This is a genomic window from Pontibacter vulgaris, from assembly GCF_022758145.1.
GTDB lineage: Bacteria > Bacteroidota > Bacteroidia > Cytophagales > Hymenobacteraceae > Pontibacter > Pontibacter vulgaris.
The window spans coordinates 213,179-229,672 of record NZ_JAJVDH010000005.1 but is presented as its reverse complement, the minus strand read 5'-3'; the positions used below and the strand labels follow the sequence as shown (position 1 = coordinate 229,672).

Below are 16,494 nucleotides of genomic sequence, written 5' to 3'. Positions count from 1 at the left end.
ATAGCGGCCATATTAAGTTGGAATTAAAACGAGATTAAAAAGAGATTAAAATTAAGGGCGTGCAGGTATAAAACTGTAAGCTTGTGGTAATGTGAGGGTAACTTCGGTACCCTGGTTTATCTGCGAATGCACTGCTATGGAGCCACGGTGCAGTTTAAGTATACGCTCAGTTAAGGGCAGGCCTATGCCGTGGCCAGTAATACTGCGCACATTCTCCGCCCTGAAAAAAGGTACGAAAACATGCTTCAGATCTTCTTCGGCTATACCTAAGCCCCGGTCTTTAACCACCAGCATGATATCGTTTTTACCAAGCACAATGCGTACCGTAGCACTTTTACCGGTTGGCGAAAATTTAATGGCATTCTCGATCACGTTTACCATAGCTACCAGCAACAGTGCTTCATTTCCTTTCACTACCAGCCTGTCCTCATCTTCCGGAAAATCGGCAAAATCTATATCGATATGAGCGCCGGGCTGACGCTTTACTACCTGGTCGCGGGCCATCCATACCAGTTCATCGAAGCGCAGGTATACTTGTTGTATTTTGGATGAATCTATACTTGCCTGAGCAATTTGCAGCAAACCGTTGGAAAGCTCAGTTAACAGGCGGGCATCTTCCAGGGTTGAGTTAAGTACCCGCTGGTATTCTTCGGGAGTGCGGGTTTTCATCAAAGCTACTTCCAGCTCGCCCATCATGGTGGTAAGCGGCGTGCGCAACTCATGCGAGGCATTAGACACAAAAGTGCTCTGCATTTCAAATGCCAGTTCAAGCCGTTCCAGCATTTTGTTAAAAATCTGTGCCAGGTACGAAAGCTCATCTTTGCCGTCGGCGTTACTCAGGCGCATGTGCAGGTCGGAGGCGCTTATTTTTTCTACCTCGCTTACCACTTTGGTTATCGGGCGCAGGGCTTCTTTAGCAAAAACCGCTCCGGCAGCCAGCACCACAATTATAGATCCCAGGAAACCAACTATAAGTATAACTTTCAGGTGTTCCAGCTTTTTTAAACTATAAGCGTCTATAGAAGAGGCCAGCACCACAAATTCTCCCTGGTTATCGGTATAAAGTATACCTACAATCTGCCGCACGTCCTGCTCGAAATGCACTTCTTTTTGCTGCCGTATTTTGTCCAAAAGTGCATCATCAACTTCCAGTTTGCCGCTTCCTTCCGAAAAAATCATCTTACCTGTACTATCATAGATATTTACTACTTCGTAAGGCAGCACCTGATAATAGCGGATCTGGTTCAGACGTTTGGTGCGGGCATCTGCTACATCGGCATCCAGTATATAATGCGCTACCACTTGTGCCCGTTTTAAAATGCGGTCATAAAAATCTTCCTGCCTGTAAATAGAAGTAAAATAATAGATCACAAGCGAGAACAGCACCAGAATCAGGGCAAAGATACCGGCAAACTGCAGCGTAAGTCTGGTCCTTATTTTCATACCTCGGCCTGTTCTTTTAGTACGTACCCCATGCCTACCAGCGTGTGTATCAGTTTGGATGGATGGTCTTTATCGATCTTCTTTCGTAGGAAATTGATGTAAACATCTATCACATTGCTACCTGTATCAAAAGAGGTTTCCCATACCTGCTCCGTAATATCTACCCTGGATACAACGCGCTCGCGGTTGCGCAGCAGGTAATGTAGTAAAGCAAATTCGCGGGCTGTCAGGTTTATGGGTTTGCCGCTACGGGTTACGGTTTTCTTTACCACATCCATTTCAAGGTCGGCTATGGTTAGTTTTTCGCCGCTTCCGCTATCGTTTGTGCGCCTGGTTAAGGCTCGCATACGTGCCAGCAGTTCTTTAAACTCGAAAGGTTTGGTCAGGTAATCATCGGCGCCGGCATCAAGCCCGGTAATTTTATCGTCGGTGGTACCCAGGGCTGTTAGCATCAGTATAGACACGGTGGTGTTGTGTTTCCGGATTTCGCGGCAAACATCCAGCCCGCTCATGTGCGGTAGTATAATATCCAGTATAATAAGGTCATACTCGTTCTGCAGGGCCAGCTTAACGCCAAAAAGTCCGTCGTAGGCCTGGTCTACTTCAAAAGACTGCTCTTCCAGCCCTTTTTTAATGAAAGCAGCCACTTTGGGCTCATCTTCTACCAGCAGTATCTTCATAAGTATAAGCTATTAATTTTGCTGTTACAGAACAGGCGATCATTTACACTGTTTACAAAAGTACGAAGCAAATTGCAAACAGACCTAAACCAGGGTCCTGGCCATAGTATCCAAACATAAAAGTACTGCGTTAAAAAAGTATGGCACACGCGCATTCCCACCACCACGGGCACACCCATCACCACCATGGCAGCAGCAATATTAAAGTTGCTTTTTTCCTTAACCTTGGCTTTACACTGATCGAAATATTTGGCGGGCTCTGGATAAACAGCCTGGCTATACTTTCGGATGCTTTACATGATTTAGGCGATTCGCTGGCACTGGGTCTTGCCTGGTACTTTGCCCACCTCTCCCAACGGGGCCGCGATCAGAATTTCTCGTATGGTTATAGGCGTTTTTCGTTGCTGGGTGCGGTTATTAATGCAGTTATACTTTTAGTAGGATCAGGGTTTGTGCTGGCAGCAGTAATACCAAGGTTGTTGCAACCGGAGCCTGTAAATGCCACAGGTATGATTGGGTTTGCACTTTTAGGCGTGCTGGTGAATGGCGCTGCGGCCCTACGGCTTGGCAAAGGCTCCTCGCTAAATGAACGGGTGGCGCAACTGCACCTGCTGGAGGATGTATTGGGCTGGGTAGCTGTACTGGCCGGTGGTGTTATACTTTACTTTTTCGATCTGCCTATTATCGACCCTATACTTTCGTTGCTGATTACCTGCTTTGTGGTTTATAATGTTATCCGGAACCTGCGCCTCAGCCTGAACATATTATTACAAGGTATACCTTCTGACCTGAAATTAGCCGATGTACAAAAACAAGTTGAGAAAATTCCCGGCATCCGGTCTGCGCACGACCTCCACCTCTGGACCTTAGACGGCACACACCACGTACTTACCCTGCACGCCGTGGTAGATGCGCTTTTGCCCTTGCAGGAATCCGAAAAATTAAAGCAACAGGTACGCGATGAGATGGCTAAACTGGAAATAACGCATGTTACCATCGAGCTGGAAGCTCCGGGCCAGCAGTGCGCCCTGGAGGAGGAGCCGGTTAGTTCTGGTTCAGGTGCACGGCCTCCCGGATAAGATCGCCAAAGTATAACTCATCGATATCTTCCAGTGATCTTACTTTGATGTGGGGCATTTGCCCGTTTCGGCTTACCAGTCGCTTTGCCGGGTCAGAAAGTTCTTTTCCTCTGAAGAAGCCGAAATGCATACCACTACGCGAGGCTGCAAAATAGCATACCGGGCCATAAAAGAAATAACAAGGATAATCCCAACGCACGCACTCTTCAAGGTGAGCCACTGCCTCATGAATTATACGCCTGATCTCCTGCGCCAGAACTTGTTTTTCTGGCGGAAGATGATCTAAATACTCGTCTACCTGGTTGGTTGTAGGCTTGCTTCTCATGGTTCTTTAGCTGTGCTGCACTTTTAAATCCGTTTCAGACACCTAAAGTTATGAATATTGTTGAAAATCTATATTTACAAGCGCTAAAAACATTATATTCAGGAAGTATTAATCAAAATCAGGACGGAGCTCCGTAATTGCTATGTTGCATTTGTTCCAGTAGTCTGTCTTCCAGCTCCAGCAGGTCGCAATAGCCTTTGGTTAAAAGTATAGGCCCGTTATTTCCCTGCCAGAAGGTGCTCGGGAAATTTGTAGCTCCAAGCTGTTGGGCGAACCTGAATTCTTCTTCTGTTTGCCGCATCATTTCCTCCGACTCGAATAAGGTAAGAAACAAACCTTCCTGAATACCGAACAAGCGCATGATATTTACTAAAACCTGTGTATCTGTAATATCCTGACCATCGGCATAAAAAGCAGAATGCAGCGCACGCAATATTTCCAGGGTAAGCATGGGCCGCAGGTGGCGCGCGCACAGCAAAGCCCGGCAGGCAGGCTCGGTATTATATACATAATCTTTCTGCAGAAAAAAGCGATAATCAAACGGCTGGAAGGTTCGCTCCTGCACACGGTGCCAGCTTACGGCCAGGCGTTCCTTTTCTTCGCGATGAAGCGGTTCTTCGGCATAAGGGTTTAGCCCACCCACAACGACATGTATAGTAAGGCGACCGCGCCATAACGCCCATAACCGCCTCACAACAGGTGTAAAACCATAGCACCAGGCACACATAGGATCGGTTACGTAGTATAGTACAGGGTTTTGCAGCAGATCAGCCATAATTTGTTAGCGTTGGTTTTTACTGTTTACCGTGTTGCCCCTCAGAAAGGTTAAGAAGGAGTTAAATTTGATTGGCAGATTTCGAATTACACATAGATCATCTTCACGGTTATGCCGCCGTCTATAGTTATACTTTGGCCCGTGATGAAACCTGCCTTGTCGGAGCATAAAAAGAGGGCAGCCTCTGCGATATCTTCCGGTGTACCTACCCTGCCTACCGGGTGCTGCTCCTTATCCTCTTTGGTATGTTGGGGTTTATACTTGTCGCTTTTTTTCTGCCACTCTCCTGTCTCTATCCAGCCTGGCGCAATGGCATTTACCCTGATCCTGTCTTCAGCCAGGCTTATAGCCAATGAATGTGTGAGCGCTTGCAGGCCACCTTTTGAAGCAGAGTAAGCGAACGTATTTGGCTCCGACATAAAAGCCCTGGTACTGCTGATGTTGAGTATAGCCGGGTGGGTAGCTTTTCTCAATAAGGGTAGTGCGTACTTGGTACAAAGTACCGGCCCACGAAGGTTTACAGCCAGTATCCTGTCAAACTCCGACATCAGCATCTCCTCCAGATCTCCCATAAAAGGATCAGCAATACCTGCGTTATTCACCAGCACATCCAGTTGTTTATACTTCTCACCTACCTTTGCCAGCAAGGCAACAACTTCATGCTCCTGGCTGATATCGCAAGGTATAAACTCAACTTTCAGCTTTTCCTTCTGCAACCTTTCTACTGCTTCGTTGCCCGCTTCTTTATCCGCATCGGTTATTACTACATTAGCACCTTCGCGGGCGAATGCCTGTGCCATACCTAAGCCTATGCCCTGTGCGCCTCCGGTAATTAAAACGGTTTTGTTTTTATAGTATGTATTGGTCATAAATCTTAAGCTAGGTTTCCAGTATACTAACTATAGTAGAGCTATTGGGTTATTGATCAAAAGTATAAAGTATAGACTTTTAAAATATTTTATCCATTGCACTTGACTTTACGTAAAGCATTATTAACTTTGAAACTCAAAGTACTTTACTATGAACCAACAGCAAGACCAGTTAGCCGCCCTGCACGAGATCCGAAACATCATGGATCGCTCTTCGCGGTTTATTTCGCTTAGCGGACTTTCAGGTATAGCAGCCGGACTTACGGCGCTTGCCGGTGCTGCCGTTGCAAAATGGTACCTGAGCAGCAACAACATCGGCTACCGCGATAACTATAGTTTTAGCCTGTCTCAGGAGAATATTATGTTCCTGCTGGTTTTGGCCATTGCTGTACTTGTGGTTGCCTTATTATCTGCCCTGTACTTTACAGTGCGCACCGCTAAGCAAAACAACCACCGCATCTGGGACAGCAAGTCTCAGCGCCTGTTGCTGAACCTGTTTATTCCGCTGGCTGTAGGGGCTGTGTTCTGTGTAGTGCTGCTTTACCATGGCATTATTTACCTGATCGCGCCTGCTATGCTGGTTTTTTATGGCCTGGCCCTGATAAACGGTAGCAAATATACCCTGAGCGATATCCGTTACCTTGGCTTTTGCGAGCTTATACTTGGTTTGATTGCCAGTTTCTTTATTGGCTATGGATTATTAGCGTGGACGATTGGATTTGGGGCGCTGCACATTGTGTATGGTACCATGATGTACTTTAAATACGAACGCTAGCAGGCCTGTGAAGACGTATCTTGAAAATATAAACAAAGCCTTCGAGAGCAGGGCGCGGCTTGGCATTATGTCGGTGCTGATGGTGGAAGACAAGGTGGACTTTAATACCCTGAAAGATACCTTGCAGCTAACTGACGGTAACCTTGCCAGCCACTTGCGTGCACTCGAAGAAGCTGACTACCTGCGCGTGGAAAAGCAGTTTGTTGGCCGAAAGCCCCAGACCACTTACCATGCCACCAACACCGGGCGCGAAGCTTTTAAAAGCCACTTGGATGCGCTGGAACAACTGATTTTGAACAACCGGAACATTAGCTAATTTTTTTTGTGCTTACACTTTGCTTTTCAAAGTACTTTACAAACAAGCAAAAGCTACAATAGCAGATACCTTTAAAACATTAATATCATGAATGAGCAATCTGAATTTCAGCAACCGTTACACCCCATATCGCTTGGCACACGTGCTTTGCAGGGGGCAATAATTGCATTTGTACTTATAGCCACTTTCCTGTTCTTCGTAGGTGAGCCAGACCCAGCCTGGGCAAAATTCTGGTTTATTCGCCCCCTTGTTATAGTGCCGGTAGCTGGTGCTGCCGGTGGTGCATTCTATTATTATATGGATACCCTGCGCTACCAGGGCGGCTGGAAAACAGCATTAGCAAATGTCGCAAGCCTGGCAGTATACCTCATCGGGTTGTGGCTTGGTACGGTGTTAGGCCTGGCCGGCACCATGTGGGACTAATCATACTTATCTCATCATTAAACCATTTATAGCAAACATTATGAACAACAGAAGAGAACTTCAGGAAGACATTGCCATTAACGACGGATCAACAGCTTTAACTATCATCAGCTGGCTATTTGGCATCCTCTTTTTTGCCATAGGAGTGGTCAATACCTTCTGGGGAAACGACACCGGTTTTGGAATTTTCATCATCCTCCTCTCCCTGGTTTATTTCCTCCCGGTAAATGACATACTGAAGAGAATTACCGGCTTCTCCATCCCTAAATTCTGGGTAGTAAAGATCCTGCTGGGCATGTTTATACTTTGGGCAGCCATGGGTGTAGGCGAATTATTTGACAAGATCGAGCTCATGATGAATTCCATCTAATACCTCAGGATCAGGAACTATTAACTTATTATAAACTATAAAAACAGAACATTATGATTGCGCAAAACAAAAGACTAGTTGGCATTGTGGCCGGAGTAGCATTTCTACTTTCTATTCCGTTGATAGCCATGCAATTTACAAATGAAGTAAACTGGGGCGTTGGCGATTTTGTGGTGATGGGTATACTGCTACTTGGCACCGGCCTTGTAATTGAACTTGTGATCAGAAAGGTACGGAACATGGATTACCGCATCGGCCTCATTGCATTCATTCTGGTAGCGCTCTTCCTCATTTGGGCTGAGCTTGCCGTAGGTATTTTTGGTACTCCGTTCGCTGGTAGTTAAGCTCTAACACCATGAGAAACTACGTTATGCCACTGCAAATTATTAGCTGGGTGTTTGGTATACTTGTGCTGGTTGTGGGTGTACTGAATATTGTATTGGTACACCCTGTTCCGGGCATCGTTTACCTGCTTCTTTCCCTGGTTTATCTTCCTCCTGCAACTGCCTGGTTCAGGCAAAAACTAGGTTTCCAGATTCCAATTGTGGTAAAGCTTATCTTAGGCATTGTCATTTTTATGTTCACCTTAGGCGTCAGCGACCTCGGGGATATGATCGATAAACTATAAGTATCCAGAACAGCGGAATAAAACGGCTTCAGCAAACTATAATTTCTTCGGTTTTAATCAATCAACCATGAAAAACGAAATACTTACGCACTTAAACGACCCGGGTCAACTCGAAAGGCTATACAGAAATAACAAAACGCCTTTTATACAGGAGTTCAGAACTATTTACCCGGAATTGAAAGGTACCCTGTTGGCAGATTTCTGGAACGAAAGGTTGAACTACGAAGGTGATGAGATTTCCTGGGGCACCGGCAAAGATTTGTTGCTCGTGCTGATAGCCTCATTGCTGGCTGGCACTATTGCTAAACTTCCGGCATTCTTACCTATCAGCGAAGAGTTCTTTTACCCAAGAAATATTGGCTTTATCGTGTTCCCGCTGCTGACAGCTTATTTTGCCTGGAAGAACAATTTGGCGAAAAACAGATTAGCCCTGCTGGGTGGGGTTACCATCATCAGCCTGCTGTACATAAATCTACTGCCCGGCAACACTAACGAGAGCGATACACTGGTGCTGGCCTGTTTACATTTGCCTGTGCTGCTCTGGGCGATGCTGGGAGTAGCCTATACTGGCAATGAACTTAACAACTATAACAGGCGGCTGGGCTACCTCCGTTTTAACGGCGACCTACTGGTAATGACCGCACTGCTGGTTATAGCCGGTGCGATCCTGACCGGAATTACCATAGGACTTTTTGCAATAATTGGCTTGCAGATAGAGCAGTTTTATGCAGAATATGTTGGTGTGTTCGGGCTTGCAGCTATACCTATAGTTGCCACCTACCTTACACAAACCAATCCGCAACTGGTAAACAAGGTATCGCCGGTAATTGCTAAAATATTCAGCCCTCTGGTTCTTATCATGCTAACCGCGTATTTGCTGGCTATCCCCTTCTCGGGAAAAGACCCATATACCGACAGGGATTTCCTGATATTATTTAATGTGCTGCTGATTGGAGTAATGGCGCTCATCTTTTTCTCTATTGCCGATAGCTCTGGTAAGCAGCAGGATAAGGCAGGCAGATGGGTCCTGTTTCTGCTTGCTATAGTTACCGCTATCGTAAACTGTATTGCCTTATCTGCTATTATGTTCCGGATCGCAGAATGGGGCATTACACCAAACAGGCTGGCAGTGCTGGGCAGCAACATCCTGATCCTCTTCAACCTGCTGCTGGTAACCCGCTCCCTCTTTCAGTCCCTTACAAGAAAAGCAGATCTTTCGGAATTAGGCAGAGCCATTGCCGCTTACCTGCCTGTATATGTTATCTGGATTTTGGTGGTAGTGTTTCTTTTCCCGGTGCTCTTCAGCTTTAACTAGTTCAAAAGCTTTTTAGAGTTTTGACTGTTTGCCCCTTATACTTGCTGCGTATTTTCACCAGCAAGTATAAGGGGCAAACAGAAAAAAGCATACCTACAGCCAGTTTAAAAAAGCGCCTATACTACAGCCGAACAATTCTTAACAAGAGGTGTCGTGATTCTGCAGATTTTTCAGACCTTTGCTGCCGAATTACTCTAACCTATAGTTTTACATCAATGGCATTTAACGCGCTTAAAAAATTATTGCTGGTGGGCTTGTTCCTGTACCTGCCGCTTCAGTCTATGGCCTGGGGTATGCTGGGACACCGCGTAGTAGGCGAAATTGCAGAACGTAACCTGAGCTGCAAAGCAAAAAAACAGATAAAGAAAGTTTTGGGCACAGAATCTCTGGCAATGGCCAGCAACTGGGCCGATTTTATTAAATCTGAACCAAGCTACAAATACCTGGATACGTGGCACTACATCAACTTTAAGGAAGGATTGAACCAGGATGAGTTCACGAAAAGCCTGATGCAGGACACTGCTACCAACGTGCACACGAAACTGAACATGCTGGTATCGGAGCTGAAGAAAAAAGATCTGCCGAAAGATAAAGCACAGATGTACCTGCGCCTGGTAATACACATGGTAGGTGATATTCATCAGCCAATGCATACAGGCCGCCCGGAAGACCTAGGTGGTAACCGTGTAAAACTGTTCTGGTTTGGAGAGCCTACCAACCTGCACCGCCTGTGGGACAGCGACCTGATCGAATCTCAGGACCTAAGCTACACAGAGTACAGCACTGCCCTTAACCACACTACCAAAGCACAGCGCAAAGAGTGGCAAAAACAGCCGATCAGCCAGTGGCTGTACGAGTCGTACCTGATCAGCAACAAACTATACAGCGAACTAAAGCCGGAAGAGAAACTAGGTTACCGTTACAACTACGACCACCTGGATACTCTGAACCAGCAACTGCTGAAAGGTGGTATTCACCTGGCCGGCCTGCTGAACGAGATCTACGGGTAAGTATAAAATCCTATAAGTAAAAAAGCCTTCCTGCAAGTATAGCAGGAAGGCTTTTCTTTTTTTGGGCAGTCATAAGTAGGAAAGACGCTTCCAAGGCAGCAGTATTCTAACGCTTAACTCCTATCCTTCTAACCTTCTCCCCCATTTCCTGCGTTAAATACAGCAAGTATAAACCTTAAAAGTTGAAGGCTATGAACACCCTACCCATCAACTGGCTTACCGAAGGGCTTATTGATTTTGAGTATAAGAAATATATGCTGCTGGCTTACCTGAAGTCTGCCAGAACTGAATTTGGACACCAGCGCCTATACCCCGTATTTTCCGACCTTATTATGCATTACCGCAATCTGTTGCAGGTAAAAGAGCATAAGCAATTGGTTTACGAGTCTTTTCCGCAACGCATCAGCCGCGCAGATTTTGAAAAGCTGGAGCTGGTGTACCAGAAAATTGTGGAAGACGATGAAACCATGCAGCAGATAGAGGAGATCATACAGTATGCTGCTCCCTTATTTGGTGAAGCAGTAGAATCGGGAAAAGAGTTGTATGATTTTGTGGAGCGCCATCTAGAGATAAGCCCCGTGGGTATTACGCCCATGTATCATAACGAAGGGTATCTATTCCTGGAGGCTTTCCCGGGTAAAGAGGTACAGGTTTATGTGTACCAGATCACCATTTTCGAAAACACCTACGACAAGTACAGGGGCATCAGCACTATACACCTGCAAACTGTGCGCCGCGGGTTAGCCCATACCCACGAAAGCCTGAAAATACAGTTGGTGCGAGAACGGAGTGAGTTACCTAATCCTGCAACGTTTGCAATTGTTTCCAGGGTGCCGGTACCGCTCGAAAACTCGCTGCTACCCATAGCCAAACGCTCGTTGGTTAAGTATGTAGCCAGCCTGAGTACCTGACCTAAACCAACTCTAAAGTATAGGTAATTGTGGAGGTCTTGTAAAGTGCCATTGCTACGGAACAGTATTTCTCCAGCGATAGCTCAATGGCTCTGCGCACTTTTTCTTCGTTCAGGTTGCCACCAAGTATAAAATGCACATTAATGTTACGGAACTCAGTGTGCTCTTCTACTTTCTCACGGTCGGCTGTAACTTTTATGTCGAATGAGCCGATTTCCTGGCGCTGCTTTTTAAGTATAAGTATAACATCTATGGCACTGCAGCCCCCAAGGCCCATCAGCAGCATCTCCATAGGGCGGGCACCCTGGTTGTGTCCGCCAATTTCGGGGTTGGCATCCATGTGCACAGCAACTCCTGATGCTCCGGTTGCTGCAAAATGAAAATCCTGGTTTAAGCGTGTTAAGTTAACCTCCATATCCGTCTTTTTTGCGAAAGTATAAAGTATAAATCACAGTGCAAAATCATATCCGGCAAGTATAAAACACGAAATCCCCCAACCTGATTTTTTTATATTCTAAATTTTCATTCATACTGAACCCCCGCTTCCAAATTCCGGTTTAAACGCCTCCTGAAACGAGAGCTAAACAGAGCTGACAGGTAAGCCTAAACTTAATGCAGCTACTTAATTTATACTTCTGCGGGCTGCTATCGCAAAGTTTCCGATCAATCCCCTTAATACACCTACCAACTGCTCATCGGTTTCATCGGCCTATTCATATAGAAATGCTATGTTTTGGTATAATCTGTTTTATTAGCTCGAAAATGCGACTTTACTTTGTATACTCAAGCATAAAGATTTGCCAAAGCTTTAATAAAATGACTAATAAAATACGATCGGAATACCCGATAAACTATGCTACCAAAACTATGAAGAAAAAATTACTAGTGATCCTGCTTGGCTTAAGCACTACTGCAGTGTTTGCCCAGGCACCCGGTGCGCAGCAGGCGCGCCCACAACAACAGGCCGGCATGCCTGGCACCACAGCGCCTAAGGGCAACGCCAGAATCAGCGGCACCGTGCTCGATGCCGACACCAAAAAGCCGGTAGAGTTTGCCACCATTGCGCTTGTAAACGCAGCAGGCAAACCGATAGATGGCACTATGGCCGATGAGAAAGGGCGTTTCTCGATTGCCAAAGTAGCTGCCGGTAAGTATAAACTGCAGGTAAGCTTCCTGGGCTATCAGCAAAAAATGGTAGAAGACGTTACTATCTCATCTGATAATGATGAAGTGAATGTTGGCGCTATCAGTATTGCTTCTGATGCCAAAAAACTTACCGAAGTAGTTGTAACCGGCGAAAAACCGCTGGTGGAGGAGAAAATAGACCGCACTGTTTACAACGCTGAGAAAGACATTACTAACGCCGGAGGAAACGCTGCAGATGTATTACAGAAAGTACCTTCGCTGTCGCTGGATACGGATGGCAACGTGCAACTGCGCGGTAGCTCTAATGTGCGCGTGCTTATCAACAACAAGCCTTCTGCTATTATGGCCGGAAGTATAGCCGACGCCCTGAAGCAGATCCCAGCCGACCAGATCAAATCTGTGGAAGTAATTACCAGCCCATCTGCGAAGTATGATGCTGAAGGTACAGCCGGTATTATCAACATTATTACCAAGCGCGATGGAGGCCTACAGGGTGTTACCGGTTCAGTTTCGCTTACTGGCGGTACACGCTCCAGCAATGGTAACGCCAGCCTGAACGTGCGCCGTGGCAAACTGGGCATCAACAGTAATTTTGGTGGCCACATGTTCTATAACAAAGGTAACATGACCAACACCATGCTTGCTCCCGGCGACCTTACTACTACTGACGATGACTCTTACAGTTTCCAGAGTGGCGATACCCGCATAAACGGCCGCTTTATGAATGGTCAGCTTGGGTTTGAATATGATATTACGCCTAAAAACAGTTTATCCGGTGGTATACGCACAAACGGTGGTACCTTCCGCATGCGCAACGATCAGGAAGCCTCTTCTACAGTAGGTGGAGAAGAAGTTTACGACTTCAATAACAAGATCAGAAATTATAACCTGCGCATCGGTACAGACTATAACCTTGATTTTACACACTACTTTAAAAAACAAGGCCAGGAGTTAGCACTGCTTTCTTTATACTCTGTAACCAACACCGATAACGAGATTAACCAGGATTATTATAACGACGGAGAAGCTCCTTACCTGCTGAAGCGTAATACAAACGACGGCAGCAACAAAGAGCTAACCTTCCAGGTAGATTATACACACCCTTTCGATAACAAAACAACACTGGAGATCGGGGCAAAGAACATTCTGCGCGATGTAGACAGCGACGCGAAGTATAAAAACCTGCCGTCTACGGATGTGGAAACAAACGCTTTCTTTTATGAGCAGGACGTTTACGCCACTTACCTGACCTACGGCTTTACCTTAAAGAAAATGCTGAACGTGAAGTTTGGCGGCCGCTATGAGTATACAGATATCAACGCCGACCTGCAAGGCGAAGACACTGATTACACAACCAGCTACGATAACTTTATCCCAAGCCTGGCTTTATCTTACAACCTGAAGAACAAGCATACTTTTAAGGCAAACTTTACCCAGCGTATCCAGCGCCCATCGTTGTTTTTCCTGAACCCGTACCGCCAGGAGCAAACGTCCAATACATATGTGCAAGGTAACCCGAACCTGGATGCCGAGCTCACAAACCTGTATGAGTTAGGTTACAGCACGTTCTTTAAAACAACCTCTATCAACGCTACGCTTTACATGCGCCAGACAGATAACGCCATTGAGCCAATCGCTTATATAGAAAACATAGACGGCAAAGATGTAACTACCTTATCGTTCCAGAACATTGCCCGAAACAAAACTTACGGCATGAGCCTTTTCGGAAATACCAAGCCGACCAATGCCTGGACTGTTGGTGGTAGCGCAAACGTATACTTTGTAGACCTGAACAGTGCTTATAACAGCAACAGCGGCTGGATGTATAACATCAACACTAACTCGTCTTATACTTTTGGCAAGGGCTTCTCTGCACAATTTAATGGTGGTTTCAACTCACGCCGCGTACAGTTGCTGGGTAAGTTTAACTCCTTCTCTTACCACAACCTGGCTATTAAAAAGGATCTATTTGATAAGAAAGGTGGCATCAGCATCGGTCTGGACAACCCGTTCCGTGAGAATATGCGCATGAAAAACGATGTGGTAGCGCCTAAAACTCCTACAAACCCAAGAGCATACGAGCAGCATATCCGCATTAATAACTATAACCGCGGCCTGCGTGTAACTTTCAACTATAACTTCGGCAAGCTGGATCAGCAGAAACCGCCTAAGCGTAAAAAATCAATCCGCAACGACGATACCAAGCAAGGCGACGGCAACGGCGTTGGCTAAGATACAACTACTACTACCTACCTGTCAGAAAGCCTCTTCAAAATGAAGAGGCTTTCGTTTTTATGCTGCTTGCAAACGATACAGCCCCGTACCCGTAAATACTTTTATAGATCAAGTATAAATTTAATATAAAAGCTATGAACGAAGCAGAATATAGAGCAAGAGGTAACTGGAACGAGCTCAAAGGAAAAATAAAGCAACAGTACGGCGACATGACCGATGATGACCTTACTTACGATGAAGGTAAGCAGGACGAGTGGCTGGGCAAGCTTCAGCAGAAAACCGGCAAAGCCAAACATGAACTAAAACAATGGATTGATTCCTTATAGATCAATTTAAACCATATAAAAAAACCGTATCCGGCCTGGGCCGGATACGGTTTTTTTTTACTTGCCCTGATTAACAACCCGGCACTTATTTTATACTTTGCCGCTCAAGAAAACTTATTACTTTAGCCGCTATGGGCAACTGAGAACACGCCAGCTACAACCATTTTTTAAGTAACGCTACCAGGTCTTTGTTTGTAAAAGGCTTGCACAAATGGTCATCCATGCCTGCTTTTATACTTTTTGCGATATCATCTTTATAAGCATTGGCTGAGAAGGCAATAATCGGACTTACAAAGTTTGCTCTCCTGAGCCTGCTTGCCGCTTCCAGACCATCCATTTCGGGCATCTGAATATCCATAAAAATAATATCGAATGGCTGGGCCAGCGCTAATTTAATTGCCTCTTCTCCATTATGTGCCGTTGTTACCTTTGCCCCGTAGTTTTCAAGTACATCCTGCATCAGCAGCACATTAATGGCATTATCATCTACAACCAGTACCTGTACATCATCATGCAGCTGGAAATTGATATCAAAATCATCAACATCCGGCTCCACCGCCTCGTTATCGAGGAAATGTAGCTTGGTTGTAAACCAGAAAGTGGCTCCGTTCTGCTGCCCCGGCAGCGGGCTTAAAATGCCTATTTCGCCCTGCATCAGGTTTACAAGCTTTTTACAGATGGCCAGCCCCAGCCCAAATCCGCCATACTTGCGCGACGTAGACTGATCGGATTGTGTGAAAGAATCAAAGATAATTTCCTGCTTTTCTTTCGGTATTCCGATTCCGGTATCGGTAATGCTAAACCGCAATTCCGCAGACTTATCAGTTTCGTTTATGGCTATGAGCTCGCCATGTACCTTTATACTTCCTGTTTCTGTAAATTTAATGGCATTGCTTACCAGGTTTATAAGTACCTGATTTATACGCGTTGGGTCGCTGATTACTACGCGGGGTATAGCAGCATCAAAAGTATAAGCAAAGGAAATATTTTTACCATCTGCCAGGTATTTATAAGGTTCCAGGTGCGAGGCTATAGATTCGCGCAAATCGAAAGGGATAGCTTCTATGGCAATACGGTCCTGCTCTATGCGGTGCAGGTCAAGTATATCGTTCAGGAGCCTGGTTAGCGTAGAGCCGGATGTTTTGATCAGGTTGACATACTGCGCCTGCGTTTGGTTCATGGTAGTATCCATCAACAGATTTGTAAAACCCATGATCCCGTTCAGGGGCGTCCGTATCTCGTGGCTCATGCTGGAAAGGAAACTGCTTTTTGCTTCGTTGGCTGCTTCTGCTTTTTCCTTAGCTTCTTTCAATTCCTTCTCTTTTCGTTTCTGCTCTGTTATATCTTTGGCAACAATCAGGATACCATCTCTTTCCTGTTGGTTATTTTTGAGATAAGAGAAAGAGCACGAAGTAGAAATAGCAGCATTCTGGTTTGCATCCAGTATTAACTCTGCATTCAGGCATTTGCCTTTTTCCTCAAAATCAGCCAGCACCTTCTCAAAATCAGGGTTATTGGTGAGCCGGAAAAGTTCTGAAATATGTAAGCCAACAATATCGGCTTCTCTATAACCGGTTATCTCCTCGAAGGCCTCATTTGAGCTTCGCACAGTGAAATCAGTATTCAGAACCAGGAGCATATCCACTACACCCTGGTAAATGCTCTGCATAAAATCGCGCGAGACAGTGGAGTTTTTCAGCTCCTGCCCCAGCATGTTAACACCCTCTATTACTGCATCTAACTCATCGCCGGTTTCAGAGACCTCCAACTGGTAATCGAAATTACCATTGGCCACTTCCGCGATCAGTGTAATTATATCTTCAAGTCTGTCTTTTAGAACTTTCACGTGGTACTCTTTATACTCTTAA

General features: G+C 45.6%; 19 protein-coding genes. 12 read left to right on the top strand and 7 right to left on the bottom strand.

The annotated features are described in order from the left end of the window. Positions 1–51: 51 nt before the first annotated feature. Together LWP20_RS13420 and LWP20_RS13415 are read right to left on the bottom strand one after the other, a co-directional pair. Positions 52–1,443 carry a HAMP domain-containing sensor histidine kinase gene (locus tag LWP20_RS13420; RefSeq protein ID WP_242928665.1) on the bottom strand — a complete coding sequence of 464 codons (1,392 nt, stop codon included), beginning with the start codon at positions 1,441–1,443 and terminating at the stop codon, positions 52–54. Further along, positions 1,440–2,123, bottom strand: a complete 684-nt coding sequence (locus LWP20_RS13415) for a response regulator transcription factor (RefSeq protein ID WP_242928664.1) — start codon at positions 2,121–2,123, stop codon at positions 1,440–1,442. The genes LWP20_RS13420 and LWP20_RS13415 overlap by 4 nt, the downstream gene beginning before the upstream one ends. Positions 2,124–2,263: 140 nt before the next feature. Here LWP20_RS13415 and LWP20_RS13410 point away from each other — a divergent pair, with 140 nt between their 5' ends. Next, positions 2,264–3,202, top strand: coding sequence for a cation diffusion facilitator family transporter (locus tag LWP20_RS13410; RefSeq protein ID WP_242928663.1), 939 nt, complete (start codon positions 2,264–2,266; stop codon positions 3,200–3,202). On the opposite strand, the gene LWP20_RS13405 is transcribed toward LWP20_RS13410, so the two are convergent. From LWP20_RS13405 to LWP20_RS13395, 3 genes are all read right to left on the bottom strand, one after another. Then, positions 3,168–3,527: a DUF1801 domain-containing protein gene (locus LWP20_RS13405; RefSeq protein WP_242928662.1), complete on the bottom strand. Its 360-nt coding sequence runs from the start codon at positions 3,525–3,527 to the stop codon at positions 3,168–3,170. The genes LWP20_RS13410 and LWP20_RS13405 overlap by 35 nt on opposite strands. Before the next feature lie 118 nt (positions 3,528–3,645). Then, complete coding sequence (locus tag LWP20_RS13400) at positions 3,646–4,302, bottom strand: DsbA family protein (protein WP_242928661.1); 657 nt, start codon at positions 4,300–4,302, stop codon at positions 3,646–3,648. A gap of 86 nt (positions 4,303–4,388) precedes the next feature. Then, entirely contained in the window at positions 4,389–5,171 is a 783-nt protein-coding gene (locus LWP20_RS13395; protein ID WP_242928660.1) for an SDR family NAD(P)-dependent oxidoreductase, read from the bottom strand. Between the two features lie 151 nt (positions 5,172–5,322). Between LWP20_RS13395 and LWP20_RS13390 the strand changes: the two genes are divergently transcribed. The 9 genes from LWP20_RS13390 (at position 5,323) to LWP20_RS13350 (ending at position 10,919) form a co-directional block, all read left to right on the top strand. Continuing rightward, on the top strand, positions 5,323–5,946 hold the full coding sequence (locus LWP20_RS13390) for a hypothetical protein (RefSeq protein ID WP_242928659.1): 624 nt from the start codon (positions 5,323–5,325) through the stop codon (positions 5,944–5,946). 7 nt (positions 5,947–5,953) lie between these two features. After that, the gene (locus LWP20_RS13385) at positions 5,954–6,262 is read left to right on the top strand and encodes a winged helix-turn-helix domain-containing protein (RefSeq protein ID WP_242928658.1); all 309 of its coding nucleotides are present in this window, start codon (positions 5,954–5,956) and stop codon (positions 6,260–6,262) included. Between the two features lie 87 nt (positions 6,263–6,349). Further along, positions 6,350–6,685, top strand: coding sequence for a potassium transporter KefB (locus tag LWP20_RS13380; RefSeq protein ID WP_242928657.1), 336 nt, complete (start codon positions 6,350–6,352; stop codon positions 6,683–6,685). A gap of 40 nt (positions 6,686–6,725) precedes the next feature. Further along, complete coding sequence (locus tag LWP20_RS13375; protein WP_242928656.1) at positions 6,726–7,055, top strand: hypothetical protein; 330 nt, start codon at positions 6,726–6,728, stop codon at positions 7,053–7,055. A 53-nt stretch (positions 7,056–7,108) separates the two neighbouring features. Continuing rightward, complete coding sequence (locus LWP20_RS13370; protein ID WP_242928655.1) at positions 7,109–7,399, top strand: hypothetical protein; 291 nt, start codon at positions 7,109–7,111, stop codon at positions 7,397–7,399. An 11-nt stretch (positions 7,400–7,410) separates the two neighbouring features. Continuing rightward, positions 7,411–7,683, top strand: coding sequence for a hypothetical protein (locus LWP20_RS13365; protein WP_242928654.1), 273 nt, complete (start codon positions 7,411–7,413; stop codon positions 7,681–7,683). Positions 7,684–7,750: 67 nt separating this feature from the next. Further along, a complete protein-coding gene (locus LWP20_RS13360) occupies positions 7,751–8,998 on the top strand; it encodes a hypothetical protein (protein ID WP_242928653.1) in 1,248 nt (415 codons plus the stop codon). Positions 8,999–9,213: 215 nt separating this feature from the next. Further along, positions 9,214–10,008 carry a S1/P1 nuclease gene (locus tag LWP20_RS13355; RefSeq protein ID WP_242928652.1) on the top strand — a complete coding sequence of 265 codons (795 nt, stop codon included), beginning with the start codon at positions 9,214–9,216 and terminating at the stop codon, positions 10,006–10,008. 191 nt (positions 10,009–10,199) lie between these two features. Next, complete coding sequence (locus tag LWP20_RS13350) at positions 10,200–10,919, top strand: hypothetical protein (RefSeq protein WP_242928651.1); 720 nt, start codon at positions 10,200–10,202, stop codon at positions 10,917–10,919. Between the two features lies 1 nt (position 10,920). Here LWP20_RS13350 and LWP20_RS13345 read toward each other — a convergent pair whose 3' ends face one another. Continuing rightward, positions 10,921–11,334 carry an OsmC family protein gene (locus tag LWP20_RS13345; protein WP_242928650.1) on the bottom strand — a complete coding sequence of 138 codons (414 nt, stop codon included), beginning with the start codon at positions 11,332–11,334 and terminating at the stop codon, positions 10,921–10,923. Between the two features lie 401 nt (positions 11,335–11,735). Here LWP20_RS13345 and LWP20_RS13340 point away from each other — a divergent pair, with 401 nt between their 5' ends. Beyond that, entirely contained in the window at positions 11,736–14,297 is a 2,562-nt protein-coding gene (locus tag LWP20_RS13340; protein ID WP_242928649.1) for a TonB-dependent receptor, read from the top strand. A gap of 137 nt (positions 14,298–14,434) precedes the next feature. Continuing rightward, positions 14,435–14,626, top strand: a complete 192-nt coding sequence (locus LWP20_RS13335) for a CsbD family protein (RefSeq protein ID WP_242928648.1) — start codon at positions 14,435–14,437, stop codon at positions 14,624–14,626. A gap of 154 nt (positions 14,627–14,780) precedes the next feature. Here the strand turns inward: LWP20_RS13335 and LWP20_RS13330 are convergent, their stop codons facing one another. After that, positions 14,781–16,472 (bottom strand): response regulator, encoded by a 1,692-nt coding sequence (locus LWP20_RS13330; RefSeq protein WP_242928647.1) that lies wholly within the window; start codon positions 16,470–16,472, stop codon positions 14,781–14,783. Between the last annotated feature and the right edge of the window lie 22 nt (positions 16,473–16,494).

Excerpts from the sequence above, each read along its gene's own strand:
- LWP20_RS13345 (WP_242928650.1), bottom strand. The coding sequence starts at position 11,334 with ATGGAGGTTAACTTAACACGCTTAAACCAGGATTTTCATTTTGCAGCA.
- LWP20_RS13355 (WP_242928652.1), top strand. The coding sequence starts at position 9,214 with ATGGCATTTAACGCGCTTAAAAAATTATTGCTGGTGGGCTTGTTCCTG.
- LWP20_RS13340 (WP_242928649.1), top strand. The coding sequence starts at position 11,736 with ATGACTAATAAAATACGATCGGAATACCCGATAAACTATGCTACCAAA.
- LWP20_RS13350 (WP_242928651.1), top strand. The coding sequence starts at position 10,200 with ATGAACACCCTACCCATCAACTGGCTTACCGAAGGGCTTATTGATTTT.
- LWP20_RS13420 (WP_242928665.1), bottom strand. The coding sequence starts at position 1,443 with ATGAAAATAAGGACCAGACTTACGCTGCAGTTTGCCGGTATCTTTGCC.
- LWP20_RS13390 (WP_242928659.1), top strand. The coding sequence starts at position 5,323 with ATGAACCAACAGCAAGACCAGTTAGCCGCCCTGCACGAGATCCGAAAC.
- LWP20_RS13365 (WP_242928654.1), top strand. The coding sequence starts at position 7,411 with ATGAGAAACTACGTTATGCCACTGCAAATTATTAGCTGGGTGTTTGGT.
- LWP20_RS13400 (WP_242928661.1), bottom strand. The coding sequence starts at position 4,302 with ATGGCTGATCTGCTGCAAAACCCTGTACTATACTACGTAACCGATCCT.
- LWP20_RS13410 (WP_242928663.1), top strand. The coding sequence starts at position 2,264 with ATGGCACACGCGCATTCCCACCACCACGGGCACACCCATCACCACCAT.
- LWP20_RS13415 (WP_242928664.1), bottom strand. The coding sequence starts at position 2,123 with ATGAAGATACTGCTGGTAGAAGATGAGCCCAAAGTGGCTGCTTTCATT.
- LWP20_RS13405 (WP_242928662.1), bottom strand. The coding sequence starts at position 3,527 with ATGAGAAGCAAGCCTACAACCAACCAGGTAGACGAGTATTTAGATCAT.
- LWP20_RS13360 (WP_242928653.1), top strand. The coding sequence starts at position 7,751 with ATGAAAAACGAAATACTTACGCACTTAAACGACCCGGGTCAACTCGAA.
- LWP20_RS13335 (WP_242928648.1), top strand. The coding sequence starts at position 14,435 with ATGAACGAAGCAGAATATAGAGCAAGAGGTAACTGGAACGAGCTCAAA.
- LWP20_RS13375 (WP_242928656.1), top strand. The coding sequence starts at position 6,726 with ATGAACAACAGAAGAGAACTTCAGGAAGACATTGCCATTAACGACGGA.
- LWP20_RS13370 (WP_242928655.1), top strand. The coding sequence starts at position 7,109 with ATGATTGCGCAAAACAAAAGACTAGTTGGCATTGTGGCCGGAGTAGCA.
- LWP20_RS13395 (WP_242928660.1), bottom strand. The coding sequence starts at position 5,171 with ATGACCAATACATACTATAAAAACAAAACCGTTTTAATTACCGGAGGC.
- LWP20_RS13380 (WP_242928657.1), top strand. The coding sequence starts at position 6,350 with ATGAATGAGCAATCTGAATTTCAGCAACCGTTACACCCCATATCGCTT.